The sequence below is a fragment of the Shewanella sp. NKUCC06_TVS genome, assembly GCF_019345515.1.
Lineage (GTDB): Bacteria > Pseudomonadota > Gammaproteobacteria > Enterobacterales > Shewanellaceae > Shewanella > Shewanella oncorhynchi.
In genome coordinates, this window is the sequence record NZ_JAHKQX010000015.1 from 75,126 (window position 1) to 90,510 (window position 15,385).

Genomic DNA, 15,385 nt, shown 5'->3' on the forward strand with positions numbered 1-15,385 from the left:
ATCCGTCTGAGTCAATATTCTGCCCTAACATAAACAATTTGCCGCATGTTAGTCACTGTCTAAGTCGTGTTTTGATGAATAAAGTGGATTAATGGCGAGATTTTAACGCTAGTACAGATTGAGCTAGCTGACTGTGGCACTATTAGATAGGTGTACATGAGCGGTATGCTCAATGAATAAAGTAACAGGAGATTAAGATGCAGATGAAACATGGAATTTATGGCTTAGTGATTGGATTGGCATTTAGCACTGTCACTTTGGCTGCTGAAGCACCGAAAGTGGGTTGCGCGGCGAAATTAGATGCCATTAGTGCCGAACTTGCCCAAGCAAAAGCGGCAGGTAATAAGCATAAAGTCGCGGGACTTGAAAAGGCCTATGACGAAGTTTCAACCCATTGCGACGATGATAGCTTATACGCCGAGCGAGTCGCTAAAGTTGAGGCTTTAGAGGAAAAACTCACCGAGCGCCAAAACGAATTGGCCAAAGCCATAGAAGAAGGTCGTTCTATGGATAAAATCAACAAGAAACGCAATAAAGTCGCCGAAGTCGAGGCTGATCTTGCTAAGGCGCGAGCCGAGCTAACGCAATAAATAGCTCAAGCCCAATCGCTAGGAGCTTAGCCCGCGTAACCTATGCTTAAAATAGTGGATTCTGTGCTGGAGTTATAACCGGCACTCAGTATGAAGTGCTCAGTGATTCGATATCTTAACCCAGCTTCTGCGCCCCAACGGGTCGTTTTATCTTCTTCCCATGTGGGTTTGCCATCGACAATTTTGGGTGAAATGTTATTCGTGTAAGACACTGTGCTGATATAGCCACTGCCGCCGGCATAAAAGCTTAAATCTGCCGTTAAGCTGTAGCTTAAGCCTAAGCGGAAGAGGCTTTCTTGGCGATAGGACTGCGCGGGTTCTGGCACGATAATATCGGTTTCACGACTGCGGGCATAGCCTAGGTAATAACCCCATTGTTGGTAATTATTATCGAAATGATAGGGGGCGATTGTAATGCCATAGAGATTATCTGTGGCGGGAATATAATCGAGCATAAGGGCGATATAAGGTGCATTGGCAGTTTCGTCTGATTTATCTGGCCTAACTAATTGCTTAGAAGTGCTATATTCGGCCGCTTGAAGCGGTTGGCATAGGCTCAGGAGTCCAATGCTAAGACAGGCTAGCGTATATGAATGACGACACATAGGATGGTTTCCTTAGGGATAGGGGAAATATTGTTCATTTTCCTGTGTGCGGGGTCAATTCAAAATGCTAAAATCTCTTTTAAAATAAGTATTTGTAAATATTTTGTGTTTTGATTTGAGTGTTTTCTAGGGTGATATTTAACCGAGGTCAACTCGGCAGTTACCTTTGTATGGGTTTGTTGCGCTAGCGCCTACGTTGGAGTGAAATTGTGGATCAGGAAATAAGGCTCGAAATTTCGGCATGGTTAGCGGGCTTTGGGATTGATAGCCAACCTTCTGATGGAATATCGACCACAGTTATGGTCATTGCTTGCTTACTGTTAGCGAGCATCGCTTATTTTATTGTCCGACGCGTGGTGATTCGTGCGGTGAATATGGTAATCCTGCGCTCTAAGGCGACGTGGGACGATGTATTCATGCGTTATAAGGTACTTGAAAAGCTGGCCATGCTTGTGCCCGCTATCGTACTTAATCTATTGGTGCCAATCGCGCTGACTGAGCATCCACTGTTAAGCGGGCTAGTCGACCGATTACTGAGTATTTGGTTAGTGGTGCTGATTATCCGCGCTATGTATGCAGGTATGGATGCGGTTGATGAAATTTCAGATGTGAATCTGGTGAGTCGGCGCTTGCCTGTTAAGAGTTTCGTACAGTTAACTAAGCTATTTTTATTCTTTGTTGGGATTATCGTTTCTATCTCAATCTTGGCCGATCAATCACCTGTGTACTTCCTCAGCGGCTTAGGTGTGGCAACGGGTTTTGTGATGTTAGTGTTCCGCGACACTATCTTAGGTTTTGTGGCGGGCATTCAGTTAGCGGCTAACCGTATGGTGAGTAAAGGCGACTGGATCCAGATGGACAAATACGGCGCCGACGGTGCGGTAGAAGAAGTCTCGCTGACCACAGTGAAAGTGCGTAACTGGGACAAAACCATCACTATGATCCCTGCTTATGCCTTAGTGTCGGATGCGTTTCGCAACTGGCGGGGTATGTCTGAGTCGGGCGGTCGCAGGATCAAACGCGCGATCAATATCGATATCAACAGCATAAAGTTTTTGACCGAGGAAGAGCGCGAACGTCTCAGTAAGATCAATTGCTTAAAAGAATATTTTCCCGCAAAAATAAACGAAATTCGTGAGTCGAATGCCAGAGTGTCGGATCTCGATATGAAAGTGAACGGCCGCCATTTGACTAACGTCGGCACTTTCCGCGCTTATCTGCAGGAATATTTACAGCGTCATGATAAAGTCCACAAGGATATGACTTTAATGGTACGCCAATTAGCGCCGACTACTGAAGGGTTACCGATCGAGATTTATATCTTCACCAATGATACTCGTTGGGCGTTTTATGAGGCGATACAAGCGGATATTTTCGACCATGTGTTTGCTGTATTACCTGAGTTTGGCCTGCAGGCGTTCCAAGCGCCCACCGGCAATGACATTCGCAGTTTAAAGTCTGTTAAGGTCGACTAGTTTGATGGCTGTCGATGATTATCGATTTAGTTTCGAGAGACAAGAATCGCGGCTAAGGTGATAAATACACCGCCGCTGGTTCTGTCAAACCAATGCAGCTTGTTGCTCGCCTTTAGGCTGGGCGCAAGTACATTGGCCATGCAGGCATAAACCATCACAAAGCTAAAATCCACCACGGCCCAAGTGACTGCAAGAATGGTCAGTTGCGGTAATTGCGGCGCGGCAAGATTGATAAATTGCGGAAATAACGCGGCAAAAAACAGTAAATCCTTCGGATTACTGATCCCCACTAGAAACGCCTGCTTATAAAGCTGCCAAGGCGTACCTTTGCCCTCTGACGGGCTAACTTCAAGGGCTTGACCTTGGTTTTTCGTCAATAACAGCTTAATACCTAAAAATACTAAATAGGCCGCGCCGCACCATTTGAGCAGAGTAAAACCGTATTCTGAGGCGCTAATAATCGCCCCCAGTCCTGCCGCTGACGCCATCATTAAGATTAAAGCGGCGCTAACACTGCCAAGGCCTGTGGCTATGCTGCGCATCTTGCCGAAGTGGATCCCATGGGACATAGACAACATAGCGATAGGACCTGGTGAAATCCCAATCAATACAATGGCGAAGAGATAGAGTAACCAAGTTTCGGGTTGCATATTTGCTGCTCTAAATGGAATAAATGTTAATGTTTAGCACTCGCTATAAAATCAGGGATCACCTTGGGATGACGGCCTTTAATGGTGCGATAGAAGCTCAAAATCTCTTGCATGTCGGTCACGATATCGTCACTGGGTTGCAGTGGTGTGCGGATAACGACAGTGCGGCGGCTAAAGTCTAAGCCAACGGGAGTGATGGGTACTTGGGCCTTGCTGGCGATATGATAAAAGCCGCACTTCCAACGCGTCACTGGGCCGCGGGTGCCTTCTGGCGCTAGCGCTAACTTGTAATCGGATTTTGATTCAAACAGCTGCACGGCGGCATCGACTAAGTTGTTGTTCTTGCGCCGATCCACCGGACTGCCGCCAATGGCGCGGAAAAACCAGCCCCAAGGCGGGATAAAGAGTTGGTGTTTGCCGAGAAAGTGAATGCGGATACCTAGGGCGCCACGGGCTAAAATGCCGACAATGAAGTCCCAGTTACTAGTGTGCGGCGCAACTATGATGATGTATTTAGCACAGTCGGGCAGTTGGCCTTCTATCTGCCAGCCTGAAGTTTTAAGTAGCCAACGGCAAAGTGGTGTAAACATAGTTCGGTGCCCAGAGTCGAAAAATTAATAATATCATCAGTTTTTTTAGATTTTAAACTGGCTTAAACAAGATAGTCTGTACTTAATTCGCGATATACCCAAACAACCTCAAGATGCAGGATTCAGCGGTTGATGTTCATGGTAAGGTAACGCATTTTAGACAAGGCTATTTACGGACCTTAATAGCCAGCACGGCCTAAAATGCGTTGCCACATGATCAACATCAGCCGCCGGGACGGAGCGCCTAGGGCACCCCACTTCCGTGTTGCATCAATTCAAAAGGTGGTCGACATTCTTTCATTGAAGCGCCTTGAATTGGTGTACCCTAGACGCTCTGAAACTCGTATCTTGAGGTAGCTTGGGTATAATACAGTTTAACCTGATTGATTGTGGGGGAACGATACTATGTTGAAAAATGGACTATTAAACAAGGTTATCTGGCAGCGTGTTTTTGCGGCACTGTTACTCTTGCTGACTTGTCATGTTAATGCGGTGCCGACGGATGAAATTACGCAGATGCTCAAAGGCCAAGAAGACGCCTGGAATCGCGGTGATCTCGATGCTTATATGCAAGGCTATTGGAAGAGTGATCAACTGCGTTTTGTCTCTAATGGTAAGTTTCGTTTTGGCTGGGAAGAAACTCTCGCTGCCTATAAGAAAAATTATCCAAATAAAGAAGCGCTTGGTGAACTGAAGTTCACTATCAAAGAAATAAAAATGCTCAGTAATTACGCCGCTATGGTTGTTGGGCGCTGGGATTTACGGCGGATAAAAGATGCCCCAACGGGCGCGTTTACTCTGTTGATTGAAAAAATCGACGATCGTTGGGTGATCACTATGGACCACAGTTCAGACTAAACCGTGTCCTTTACACTCAGTGCTGCACTGCAGTTCAAATTAGATTTGCGATAATAAACAGTCTGGTTTGGCTGGCGGCTCGGCGGGCAGGGTTAAATGGAAATCCTGCTGTCCAAGCTGTCTACCTTTGCCATCGTATCTCACTTCGGTGAAATGCATACCGCCCTCAGCATCTTCAAGCAGAATGCTGGTGGAGCGGGTGCCATAGTCGGGGTGACGAATATAAATCGCAGCTAAACGCCGTTCCCACTCGATCCCTACTCCCGTATTAGGCAGCTCATTATCTTGCGGCTGGGAATCGTCTTTCATTAGTTGTAACAGTACTTGCACTTCTATACTGCTGGACTGGCTGATTGCCGCTTCTAACGCCTGCTGTCCCTTCGCCATTTTCGGCCAAATATCATCGAGTGCACCATTGCTAATGGCATGAAATCCATCGGCAAGTTTTACTGTGTCTTTATTGATACTGTTAAAACAATATAAGTCAGTGCCTTGGCCGAAGATGAGATTGAACGGCTGATAATTGTCGCTATGTTCAACGAGCCAATTAGGGCACACGAGCGACCCTGAGTTGAGCGTCATAGTAATTAGCTCGCCACGACTACGCATGGCTTCAGGGTTCTTTTGCGGAACGCGCAGATTGGTTACGCCAGCGATTTGTCCTTGTTTATTGATGCCAAACCAAGTGCCACCGGCCTGCAGATCTTTACCCGCGAGTATGTTTTCTTCCGGCGGCCAAAAATGCGCTGGCGCAGTTGGTCTATGATGAAATTCATCGCGGTTGGCACAGATGATTAAGGGATACTTAGGATGGGCATTAATGGCGACAAAGAGTATGCACATAGCAGGCTAAATTAATCCAAAGGTAGATTAACTTAGCCTGTCTGCTCACAAATGAACAGCGTTAGTGGTGCGAGTGCTTATCCGTTTTTGCGTGTTCATGTACATGTTTATCAGCACTAGGTGTCGCAACAGGTTTCTGCTCGTCTGTGTGCGAAGCGCTAGATTCGTGAGTATGTGTATTCTCGTGGGAATGGCTATGGGCGTGACTATGCGCATGAGCTACCGGTTTGCTGAGCATTAAGCGGCGTAAAAATTTACGTGGACCTAAGCGCAGTAAGCTGGCAGCAAACAACCCTGAGAGGATCAGTAGTGCAATTAAGTTCACGACTTCAGGCAAGGTAAATAAGGAGAACCATAGTGGCAAGCGTAATGCTGCGGCTAAACTCAGCGCAATAATACTCAGTAATATCGCCCTTTGCGTCCATGTCATTAACTTAAGCTGAGCTATGTTGAGCACAGGTGCTGCAATCAGCGGCATCATAATCGCGATAGGACTCCAGCCACTATAGGCCAGTGCAAGAGCGAGGACGGCGGCGCCTAAGTTGCAGAAACGCATAGGTAAAAATACAAGCAATAGCACAACAACCTGTAGCAATGGATTGCTTAAGGGTATTGAAGGGTGGCCAATTAAATTCACTAATACTAGGCTGAGTAAAATCCAAGGTGCGCTGCGATCGACTAAATGAGCAAAGCCGAAACGCAGTGAATTGCTGGGTAATTTAGTGTGTGGATCGGTAATGGTGACGTTAGCATGGCTTAAATATGCACTCAGAATAAACACTACAAGCAATTGGAATAACGCTAACCAAGGACCAAGAAGTAGAGCTGTGATCACTAAGGCTTCAGGCCCTGCTAAGCGTTGGAACCAGCGACGGGCTAAACTGCCATCCTGCGGCGTCAAACCTAATTTAAAGCGTAGCGCAGCCGCACCATAGCTTAGCAGCAACACGGGTGCGAGCTTTAATAGCCAAGTCATTAATTGCTCTGTACTGTGATCATGGTGGGCATGTTCGTGGCCGCCTGAATCCATTAATAGCAATATCACGAGTAAACCGATGCCGAGCAAACTACCTATGCCAGCTTGGTATTCATATTTGCCTTGCGTATCACTTTCATGCTGACCATGGGGTTGATGTAGTACCACATGCAGAATTGTGCCAGTAATAAAGGCTTGTAAGTAGACAGTGTCATCGATATTTAAATAAGGAAGTAGTTGCTCACCGGCGAAATAGCCTATGCCTGTAAATAGCATCTGGGCTGCAAAGATCATAAGTGTCCAACGTGTTCCGAGATGGGGTTTAAGTATCCACCATACTGCAAAACCGACGGGTAATTGGTGGAGTATGACACCAAGAGCTAGCAGAATGGAGTTATCGTCTTGCTGCGCCAAAACCATAGCGGTGCCATCGGTGATGGTATGCAGTAATAAGCCACCAATACCCAAGAAAAGCGTAAAATTATGGGTGACTTCTGAATAACGGTGAAATAGGCGTTCGCTGGCGGTAGGCCCCCAGATGCCGAGGAGTACAAAGACGATCGCAAGCATGCCACCATGCTCGAGTAATTCTGGCAAGATGTGGATCAGCACTAATCCACCTAATGAGACGAATATAAAACCATCGAGCCCCTTTTGTAAGCCACTACTCGATGAGAAGTAGCGATAAAACAGAGGGCCAATTAAGAGTGCGATACAGCTAGCAAGAAGATAGAGCATGGATTCCACGGAAAATTTGCTGAAAAAACGCCATAGTATACCAGCTGTAAAGCAAAGTGAGCAGTGACTTGCAGGCAATTTACTCAACTGACATTTTATACTGTGTTTTGAAGGGGAGAATTTTATTCACTTTGACCATTCTGCGGAGAAGTTTTCGGATCTAACTCGAGAAAAGGTTATACAATATCGGCTTATGTTGGCTTGGGTGTTGATACGTTAAATGGATATATTTTCTGCTGCGGTAATGTTGTTTCTGATCATGGACCCTTTGGGGAATTTGCCGATTTTCGCGTCGATTCTGCGGCATATCGATCCCAAGAAACGTCGTAAGGTACTGATCCGCGAATTACTTTTCGCCTTAGTGATCATGTTGTCTTTCCTTTATGCGGGTGAGGCTATCTTAAGTTTCTTAAATCTTCGTTCCGAATCTGTGAGTATTGCAGGCGGGATTATTCTGTTTTTGATCGCGATTAAAATGATTTTCCCTCAACCCGGCGGTGTCGTTGGATTAGCCGCGGGAGAAGAGCCTTTTATCGTGCCTATGGCTATTCCCTTGATGGCTGGCCCATCGATTCTTGCAGCCTTGATTTTACTGGCGCATACCGATAGCTCACGTATGGGCGATTGGACCATAGCGTTAGTGTCAGCTTGGGGGGCGAGTGCGGTGATCTTAATGTTTTATAAACTTTTCACCCGTGTGCTGGGGGAAAAGGGGCTCACAGCGGTCGAGCGTTTGATGGGTATGGTGCTGGTCATGATCTCAGTGCAAATGTTCCTCGACGGTATTTCAAACTATCTGAAAACCGCTGGCTAACTTTATCTAGTTTGATCAAAACGAAACCGTATTAACGTTGTTAATGCGGTTTTTTTATGGCTGAGATTTGGCTTGGAATTGAGTCAGCACAGAGGTTTGCTGAATATTTGCTGACAAAAGTGCAAATCTTACCTGCGAACAGGTGTATCAAGTTGTTACTGAGGTGCAGTGCTGCTAATGTCGAAAACTCTGTCTCTATCACTTGAAGACGGATAAACCCTGGGTAGGTTACTCATTAAAGGTAATTTGTCTTAATACAAAGAGACACTAGTCTTAATAAATAGAATGGCGTTGGCTGTTACAGAAGGATGTTAAAAATGCGAAGTACAAAAGGCGTAACAGCGTTTGGACTGATGTTGGCATTGATTAGCGGCGCGAGTATTGCAGCTCCGAATCATACGCCTGCAGATGCGGGTGTGATTAATAAAGATCGAATTTTATATTGGTTGATTAAGCGTGGCGAAGTGGCCGCCGATGCCAGTGATAGTGTAAAGCAGGAGGCGATAGAAGCTTATATTCATCGCGCCACTTTGGCACAACCTAAAGCGCCGCGCATCGAAGTTGAAGCTGAACATGCGCGTCTACAAAGAGCTAAATCATCGCAAATGATGCGCTCACCCGCACAGCGTTTACAGGCCGATGCGGATGTAAAGAAAACCGTTAAAGTGCTCACAGTATTAGTGGATTTTGCTGATCTAAAACATGATAACAATGGCTTAAAAGCGGGGGATACAGACATGTATTACCCGAGTTATCCTGCGTCCCACTACAAGGAATTACTCTTTTCGCCTACGGGCTTCAAAGGTCCACAGGGGCAGACGTTAGATTCGGGGTATCAATATTATCAAGCGGTTTCTGGGCAAACCTTCTCCTTTACTGGGGATGTGAAGGGCTGGTATACCGCCTCGCAAAATGCTGAATACTATGGTGTTAATGATCCAGATACCCGTAGTGATTCACAGGTCGAACAATTGGTAAAAGAAGCCGTATCTCAAGCTGTTGCAAATATGTCTGCAGCTGAGTTGGCGAGTTATGATGTTGAAGACCAAAATGATTTGAACAATAACGGTAATTACGATGAGCCCGATGGCATTATCGACCATGTGATGATTTTCCACTCTAGCGTAGGCGAAGAGGTCGGCGGCGGAAAACTAGGATCGAGTGCGATATGGTCGCATCGATATTATGTCGACCAAGCAACCAATGGTTATGCGCTTCCTGGTACGAACAAAAAAGTGTTCGGTTATACAATCCAGCCTATCGATGCGGCAACGGGCGTGTGTACCCACGAGTTTGGCCATGATCTAGGTCTGCCTGATGAGTACGATACCTCTGAAAATGATAAGAAAGACGGTTCGCCTGTGGGGCTATGGTCTTTAATGTCTGGTGGTAGTTGGGCTGGTGCTATTCCTGGCGCTCAGCCGAGTGGTTTTAGTCCTTATGCTCGATCTTATCTACAGAAAAGATACAAAGGTAAGTGGTTAAATGAACGTGAAATTTCCTTAGATAGCATTCCCAAATCAGGCATGGAAGTGACGTTGAATGAGGCGGTTAATCATCAGGCGGTTAATCAGATCTCTATTCCACTTCCTCCAACGCTAATTCCTTTTAAAACACCTTATCAGGGCAGTTATCAGTACTATTCTGGCCAAGGAAATATGCTGAATAACAGCATGATTTTTAATGTTAAATTACCTGCCGTAACCACAGATAAACTGATTCTGAGTATGAAGGCCAGTTGGAGTATTGAACTTGACTTTGACTACATGCAGGTGAAAGTGGATGGTGCGGCCATTGCGGGTAATTACACTAAGTCGAACAATGGGATAAATAGCGCTCGTCATATCATCACTGGTGAATCGTCTGCGCTTGCTCAGGCGGAAGGTCGTGATGCTTGGGTAACATTAGAATATGATTTATCAGCATATTCTGGAAAATCTGTTGCTGTTGAGTTCAACTATGTCACCGATGATTTAACCTCTAAGTCAGGGATCACTATTGATAACATCAGCGTTAAACAAAATACCACTGAGTTATATAGTGATAACGCTGAAGTCGCGGATAAAATGACGTTTTACGGCTATAGCCGGATTAAGGATTCTCGTCCGGATCCCAAATCTCAGTCTCGTTATATTATCCAGCTGCGTAGCCATAATGGTGTCGATGCGGGTTTGAAAGCAAAAAGCTTTGATCCCGGAGTTTTACTCTGGTTAGAAAATTTTAGCTACAGTGACAATAACGTTTCAGACCATGCTGGCCATGGCTTGATTGGCGTGATTGATGCTGACCAAAATATGATTGGCACTCGCTCTACCGACGTGCAAATTCGTGATGCGGCCTTTAGTACAGTAAATCAAACCTTCTATTTGGAGGACAATCATCGCGATGCTGTCAGCCTGTTCGATGACAGCTTAGATTACAGCGCGCCACTACAGCCACAGTCAGGTATGGTGTTGCAGCAGCTGGGGTTGACAATGCAGGTACTATCTCAAGCCAGCAATAATGGTACTGCGGTCATTCGTCTTGCGAATGCGAACTCTGATGCTATAGCGCCGTTAACTGTCAGTTTTACTAATACTGTCAACCAATTAGCAGTAAGCTTCACCAGCAACATTGGTGGCGGTATGGGAGTATTAACCTACGCTTGGGATTTTGGTGATGGCACGACAAGCACTGTCACGGCGCCAACCCATACCTATGCGAAGGCGGGCACTTATACTGTGAAGCTTACAGTGACAGATGCGCAAAATACTAAGGCGATTAGCAGTTCGACGGTAACGGTTGTTGCACCTGTTACGCCTCCAGTAACTCCGCCGGCCAGTGAGAGTTCAGGTGGCGGCAGCTTAGGTTGGTTAAGCCTTACCTTCCTTAGCTTATTGACTTGGCGCCGCCAGTTAAATGTGCACTAAGTTGATTGTTTGAAACCCGAACAAAAATGCCTCTGATCTAGAGGCATTTTTTATCTGTCTTGAGGCTAAATTCTGACTAAGCTTTGGGTGAAATCTAAAGTTTACAACTGACGGATAGCTTGCTCGGCCGCTGGCAGAAAGATTTCGCTGACGATCATTTCATGCTCACCGTGATGGAAATAGCGGCGGCGTCCCCAGAGTGCATGTTCGACACTTTGATCTAAACTTTCAGCTAAGTGGCCAAGGCGACTACAGGTTTCGAAACTGGCCACTTCGATTCTACCGGGGATGAAGTTATCTTGGCTAAACAGTAATTCACCTAAGGGGCGAGTACCCAAACTAAGGAAATCCATTTTGCGCTCGGCCATTAATTTTTCAGGGATCAAGGTTCTGGCAAATACCCAAGGTATCGAGTCGAGGCAAAGCAAGACTTCACGGATCCATACAGCACCTTGCTGGGGATATTCGCCCTCTAAGGGAGCATGCAGTCCTTCGCCTAGTATCTTTACTTCAAATTGAGCACAGCAAGTTTTGAGTTTTTGCGTTAGGCTGCCAGTGGCAAGCAACCATTCTTTCAAGGGCGATTTGGGGAGTTTGTCGGCTAGATCGGCTGAAAACCACTGAATAGATTCACCATAGGGAAAGCTTAAGCTAGTCACATTCATTAAATACTCGTTACAATATAAACAAACGTCGGCAGTCTAGCATGTCGCGACGCGAGCATATATACCCAAGCTACTTCCAGATACGGATACTGCATCTTCAGGTTGTTTGGCTATATAGATTGGGAAGTTTCTTCCATTACCATTATTGTTTTAGGGAGCCGTAAGCCGCTATGAAAAAATTACTCTCAGTCTGTCTGATCCTGTTTACCAGTGTTTTCAGTGTTTATGCGGCCGATGAAAAAGAAGCAGCACCTGCTGCAGCAACCCCACCTACGGGTGAGTATGCCTACTATGGTTTCGAACCCGAAATTGTCACTAACTATATTTCTAATCGCAAGAAATTGGGTTTTGTGAAGATTAGCGTTGAGTTAATGGTAAAGAGTCCAGATGATCTAGTGACAATTGAGCTCCATAATCCATTATTGCGAGCCGCAATTGTTGAAGTGTTAGGCAATCAATCGGAAGAGAAGATTAAGTCGCTCACGGGTCGTGAAGAGATTCGTCGTGAGTGCTTTGAAATGGTCAACAACTTGATCACCAAAGAAGCTGGCAAACCCTTGATCGTAAACTTATTGTTTACCTCTTATCTGTACGATTAATTTACTGCCCCATTCCATGGGCTGACTCAGGTCGGCCCATTGCGTTACAAGAGCTATTATGTCAAAACCTGCCGTGAAACCCGTCCAATTAGTGACTGCGAAACGCCTAACGAGTACAGCCAACATTGGTCATGCAAAAACTAAAGCACCAAAGCAGGCTAGAACTGAGGTGAAAGGCAAAGCCAAGTCGGTCAAAAACAGGCCTAGTGCTGAGATTAAAAAAGCTTTACATCCTCGAAATGTACACTTGAACGGCTATGATTTTCCGGCGCTGATGAGTTCATTCCCTAAGCTAAAAGCCTTTGTTCGACCCACGCCTTATGGGGCTTTATCGGTCGATTTTGCCGATCCGTTAGCAGTTAAAATCCTTAATGCGGCGCTACTGAAATATCATTATGGGATTGAGTCTTGGGATATTCCTGATGGAGCGTTATGTCCTCCTATTCCCGGTCGAGTCGATTATTTACATTATTTAGCAGACCTTCTAGCCGAAGGCGATGATGTATTTGCTTTGGATAAAACTAGGGTATTAGATATCGGCACTGGCGCGAACGGTATTTATCCCATATTGGGTTGCCAAGTATACGGTTGGCAATTTGTCGCCTCGGATATTAATGCCGGTTCACTCAGTAATGTGCAGAGTATTATTGAGCAAAACCCATTGCTGCAAGGGCAGATAAGTTTACGATTACAGCCAGATGACAAGGCGGTCTTCAAGGGAATCATTCAAGCCGGAGAACGTTTTGAGTTAACCCTGTGCAATCCGCCATTTCATGCCTCTATGGCTGAGGCGAGCGAAGGTACAAAGCGTAAGGTGAATAATCTGCAGCTCAATCGAGGTGGCTTGGTCAAGTCTTCCCCTAAGCTGAATTTCGGCGGTCAAGCGGCTGAGCTTTGGTGCCAAGGTGGTGAACGACAGTTTCTAGCGACTATGATCCGTGAGAGCCAAATGGTTGCAGATCAATGCTTATGGTTTACCAGTCTAGTGTCGAAGAAGGAAAACCTGAAACCTTGTTATCAAGCCTTAGCGCAGTTGAAAGTCGATACTGTGAAAACGATTGAGATGCAGCAGGGTAATAAAATTACGCGGGTTTTAGCGTGGAGCTTCCAGTCAGCAGCTAAGCGCACAATCTGGCGCGGTGAACACTTAGCCCGTTAAGGCTTTTGGGTATGACCCAATTAAGTACTGTTAACAAAACAGGCGCCAATAGCGCCTGTTTTTATTAAAGGTAAAAATAGCCACTGTTACTGCGGCTTTTCTTCCTTATGCTCGCGACGGAATAACGCCCACTCTTCAATGGCTTCACCGCTGGGTAAGGTGCAGATCCCATGTTCACCTTCGGCTGTTTTCTCAATTGTTAATTTGCCACCAATGGAGACACAATACTCAGAGGCGGGATTGGCTATTTTTACTTGTTCAGTATCACTGCATCCGACTAATACCACACTCGCCAGAAGTGGAGCAGTAACAAGTAGGAATTTGATTTTCATAGACACTCCTTGGTGAGTTATTTTCGCCCTAAAATCCGCAGGATCCGTAGGAACAAGTTGATGATATCCATATACAAAGCGGCGGCGCTATCGATAGCATTATCTATGGTTTTAGGAATTTGATTCGCTCGTCCCCAGTCATAACCAATATAACCGCAGAAAATCAGCACGACGATCCAATCTAAAATGCCGTGGTGAGTATTAAAGATAAACACTTCAATCAGTTCGACGACGATAACGAGCAATAAAGCAATCGTGAGTGCGCCGGAAATTTTTTGGAAAAAGGCGGGGAAGAGTGTGCCTAAACACATCATGGCTATGGTCACTAGCCCTGTGATACGAATGGCTTCGGTCACCAATTCGGGATCGTATTGACTGACCACCATATTGATAATTAAGCCGAAGGGCACGACTACAAAGTTGTAGCCAATAAAACTGACAACGGGATTAGTCGATTTTTGGAACAGATAAATCCCAAAGAAACAGGAGGCGAAATAGCCGATAAAGAAAATCCAAGGATTAACACTGGCAATCGCCTCTGGGTCTATATTGGTGACCATCCAATAGTTAACGGCAAAACCCCAAATTAGCGTGAGGCCGATAACGAGGTTGTAAATACCTGCGCCAACTATGGGGTCGTCTGTGGTCATGCGGTCAAATACACTGTTTTCCGAATCCATATGTTTTCCTTGTGATTTCCTTATGTTAACGGGCCATTAAGCGTCATCAGTGTTGAGCTATATGACGGCAAATTAAGCGGTGGCAATTAAGCTAGTGTAAATAAAGCCGTTTTTCAAGCGAGAACAACCTTAAGCCCCTTTAGTGCCACACACACTGCAGTTGGCTTGTTTCGGTAACTTCATCTCGCGAAACTCCATCGTCATTGCATCGATCATCAAAATGCGTCCTGCTAAGGTTTTACCCATGCCAGTAATCACTTTGATGGCTTCAACCGCCTGCAAACAACCTATCATACCAACCACTGGTGCTAGGATGCCCGATTCAACACAGCTCAGTTGTTGCTCGCCAAATAGGGCGCTAAAGCAATGATAACAAGGCGTTTCGCTGTGATAATCGAACACAGTGACCATGCCTTCCATCCGAATTGCCGCGGCGGACACTAAGGGCACTTTATGCTTAAAACAGCTGAGATTAAGTTGCTCGCGCACACTGACATTATCGGTACAGTCGAGCACTAGGCCATGATCGGCGACTAGGGCGTCAATCTCATGATCATCTAATACTGCATTGATAATGTTGAACTTAATAAAGGGATTGAGCTGCATGAGGCTCTGTTTAGCCGATTCGACTTTAGGCTGGCCGACATTGGCATCTTGATGAAGCACTTGGCGCTGCAAGTTGGATAATTCAACTGTATCAAAATCGACCAGTGTCAGTTCACCAATACCCGCAACCGTGAGGTACTGGCTGGCGGCACAGCCCAAACCGCCAGCGCCTATCATCAGCACTTTGGCTTGTTTTAAGCGTTCTTGACCGTCGATATCCATAGCCTTGATGGATATTTGGCGGCTGTATCTTAAGAGTTCGCTGTTGCTGAGAATATCTTCTGGCACATTCATTG

Annotated in this window: 16 protein-coding genes; 7 read left to right on the forward strand and 9 right to left on the reverse strand. The window is 45.8% G+C overall.

The window, feature by feature from the left end; genetic code table 11:
* Positions 1–197 precede the first annotated feature (197 nt).
* Complete coding sequence (locus KO531_RS16515) at positions 198–590, forward strand: DUF1090 domain-containing protein (RefSeq protein ID WP_105250960.1); 393 nt, start codon at positions 198–200, stop codon at positions 588–590.
* 26 nt (positions 591–616) lie between these two features.
* Here the strand turns inward: KO531_RS16515 and KO531_RS16520 are convergent, their stop codons facing one another.
* Complete coding sequence (locus tag KO531_RS16520; RefSeq protein ID WP_219235484.1) at positions 617–1,195, reverse strand: porin family protein; 579 nt, start codon at positions 1,193–1,195, stop codon at positions 617–619.
* A gap of 209 nt (positions 1,196–1,404) precedes the next feature.
* Between KO531_RS16520 and KO531_RS16525 the strand changes: the two genes are divergently transcribed.
* On the forward strand, positions 1,405–2,670 hold the full coding sequence (locus KO531_RS16525) for a mechanosensitive ion channel domain-containing protein (protein ID WP_219251716.1): 1,266 nt from the start codon (positions 1,405–1,407) through the stop codon (positions 2,668–2,670).
* Positions 2,671–2,696: 26 nt separating this feature from the next.
* On the opposite strand, the gene KO531_RS16530 is transcribed toward KO531_RS16525, so the two are convergent.
* Both KO531_RS16530 and KO531_RS16535 read right to left on the reverse strand, forming a co-directional pair.
* Entirely contained in the window at positions 2,697–3,320 is a 624-nt protein-coding gene (locus tag KO531_RS16530) for a LysE family translocator (RefSeq protein ID WP_219251717.1), read from the reverse strand.
* Between the two features lie 26 nt (positions 3,321–3,346).
* Positions 3,347–3,910, reverse strand: coding sequence for a lysophospholipid acyltransferase family protein (locus tag KO531_RS16535; protein WP_113941259.1), 564 nt, complete (start codon positions 3,908–3,910; stop codon positions 3,347–3,349).
* A gap of 405 nt (positions 3,911–4,315) precedes the next feature.
* Between KO531_RS16535 and KO531_RS16540 the strand changes: the two genes are divergently transcribed.
* Positions 4,316–4,768 (forward strand): nuclear transport factor 2 family protein, encoded by a 453-nt coding sequence (locus KO531_RS16540; protein WP_168826916.1) that lies wholly within the window; start codon positions 4,316–4,318, stop codon positions 4,766–4,768.
* 39 nt (positions 4,769–4,807) lie between these two features.
* Here the strand turns inward: KO531_RS16540 and KO531_RS16545 are convergent, their stop codons facing one another.
* Both KO531_RS16545 and KO531_RS16550 read right to left on the reverse strand, forming a co-directional pair.
* Positions 4,808–5,611, reverse strand: coding sequence for an NRDE family protein (locus KO531_RS16545; protein WP_113941261.1), 804 nt, complete (start codon positions 5,609–5,611; stop codon positions 4,808–4,810).
* A 61-nt stretch (positions 5,612–5,672) separates the two neighbouring features.
* Positions 5,673–7,325, reverse strand: a complete 1,653-nt coding sequence (locus KO531_RS16550; RefSeq protein WP_219251754.1) for a metal transporter — start codon at positions 7,323–7,325, stop codon at positions 5,673–5,675.
* A gap of 220 nt (positions 7,326–7,545) precedes the next feature.
* On the opposite strand from KO531_RS16550, the gene KO531_RS16555 reads away from it, so the two are divergent.
* On the forward strand, positions 7,546–8,139 hold the full coding sequence (locus tag KO531_RS16555) for a YhgN family NAAT transporter (protein ID WP_011848195.1): 594 nt from the start codon (positions 7,546–7,548) through the stop codon (positions 8,137–8,139).
* 317 nt (positions 8,140–8,456) lie between these two features.
* Complete coding sequence (locus KO531_RS16560) at positions 8,457–11,048, forward strand: immune inhibitor A domain-containing protein (RefSeq protein WP_219251718.1); 2,592 nt, start codon at positions 8,457–8,459, stop codon at positions 11,046–11,048.
* Positions 11,049–11,149: 101 nt separating this feature from the next.
* Here the strand turns inward: KO531_RS16560 and KO531_RS16565 are convergent, their stop codons facing one another.
* Positions 11,150–11,713: a chorismate lyase gene (locus tag KO531_RS16565; protein WP_219251719.1), complete on the reverse strand. Its 564-nt coding sequence runs from the start codon at positions 11,711–11,713 to the stop codon at positions 11,150–11,152.
* A 170-nt stretch (positions 11,714–11,883) separates the two neighbouring features.
* Between KO531_RS16565 and KO531_RS16570 the strand changes: the two genes are divergently transcribed.
* On the forward strand, positions 11,884–12,312 hold the full coding sequence (locus KO531_RS16570) for a flagellar basal body-associated protein FliL (protein ID WP_105250969.1): 429 nt from the start codon (positions 11,884–11,886) through the stop codon (positions 12,310–12,312).
* 58 nt (positions 12,313–12,370) lie between these two features.
* A complete protein-coding gene (rlmF, locus tag KO531_RS16575; RefSeq protein WP_219251720.1) occupies positions 12,371–13,471 on the forward strand; it encodes a 23S rRNA (adenine(1618)-N(6))-methyltransferase RlmF in 1,101 nt (366 codons plus the stop codon).
* Positions 13,472–13,557: 86 nt separating this feature from the next.
* Here the strand turns inward: rlmF and KO531_RS16580 are convergent, their stop codons facing one another.
* The 3 genes from KO531_RS16580 to moeB form a co-directional block, all read right to left on the reverse strand.
* On the reverse strand, positions 13,558–13,803 hold the full coding sequence (locus tag KO531_RS16580) for a DUF333 domain-containing protein (RefSeq protein ID WP_219251721.1): 246 nt from the start codon (positions 13,801–13,803) through the stop codon (positions 13,558–13,560).
* Between the two features lie 17 nt (positions 13,804–13,820).
* Positions 13,821–14,483, reverse strand: a complete 663-nt coding sequence (locus KO531_RS16585) for a Bax inhibitor-1 family protein (protein ID WP_168826929.1) — start codon at positions 14,481–14,483, stop codon at positions 13,821–13,823.
* Between the two features lie 129 nt (positions 14,484–14,612).
* Entirely contained in the window at positions 14,613–15,383 is a 771-nt protein-coding gene (gene moeB / locus KO531_RS16590; RefSeq protein WP_219251722.1) for a molybdopterin-synthase adenylyltransferase MoeB, read from the reverse strand.
* Positions 15,384–15,385 lie beyond the last annotated feature (2 nt).

Coding starts and splice junctions, on each gene's coding strand:
- KO531_RS16515 (WP_105250960.1), top strand. CDS start 198: ATGCAGATGAAACATGGAATTTATGGCTTAGTGATTGGATTGGCATTT.
- KO531_RS16520 (WP_219235484.1), bottom strand. CDS start 1,195: ATGTGTCGTCATTCATATACGCTAGCCTGTCTTAGCATTGGACTCCTG.
- KO531_RS16530 (WP_219251717.1), bottom strand. CDS start 3,320: ATGCAACCCGAAACTTGGTTACTCTATCTCTTCGCCATTGTATTGATT.
- KO531_RS16535 (WP_113941259.1), bottom strand. CDS start 3,910: ATGTTTACACCACTTTGCCGTTGGCTACTTAAAACTTCAGGCTGGCAG.
- KO531_RS16540 (WP_168826916.1), top strand. CDS start 4,316: ATGTTGAAAAATGGACTATTAAACAAGGTTATCTGGCAGCGTGTTTTT.
- KO531_RS16545 (WP_113941261.1), bottom strand. CDS start 5,611: ATGTGCATACTCTTTGTCGCCATTAATGCCCATCCTAAGTATCCCTTA.
- KO531_RS16550 (WP_219251754.1), bottom strand. CDS start 7,325: ATGCTCTATCTTCTTGCTAGCTGTATCGCACTCTTAATTGGCCCTCTG.
- KO531_RS16555 (WP_011848195.1), top strand. CDS start 7,546: ATGGATATATTTTCTGCTGCGGTAATGTTGTTTCTGATCATGGACCCT.
- KO531_RS16560 (WP_219251718.1), top strand. CDS start 8,457: ATGCGAAGTACAAAAGGCGTAACAGCGTTTGGACTGATGTTGGCATTG.
- KO531_RS16565 (WP_219251719.1), bottom strand. CDS start 11,713: ATGAATGTGACTAGCTTAAGCTTTCCCTATGGTGAATCTATTCAGTGG.
- KO531_RS16570 (WP_105250969.1), top strand. CDS start 11,884: ATGAAAAAATTACTCTCAGTCTGTCTGATCCTGTTTACCAGTGTTTTC.
- rlmF (WP_219251720.1), top strand. CDS start 12,371: ATGTCAAAACCTGCCGTGAAACCCGTCCAATTAGTGACTGCGAAACGC.
- KO531_RS16580 (WP_219251721.1), bottom strand. CDS start 13,803: ATGAAAATCAAATTCCTACTTGTTACTGCTCCACTTCTGGCGAGTGTG.
- KO531_RS16585 (WP_168826929.1), bottom strand. CDS start 14,483: ATGGATTCGGAAAACAGTGTATTTGACCGCATGACCACAGACGACCCC.
- moeB (WP_219251722.1), bottom strand. CDS start 15,383: ATGAATGTGCCAGAAGATATTCTCAGCAACAGCGAACTCTTAAGATAC.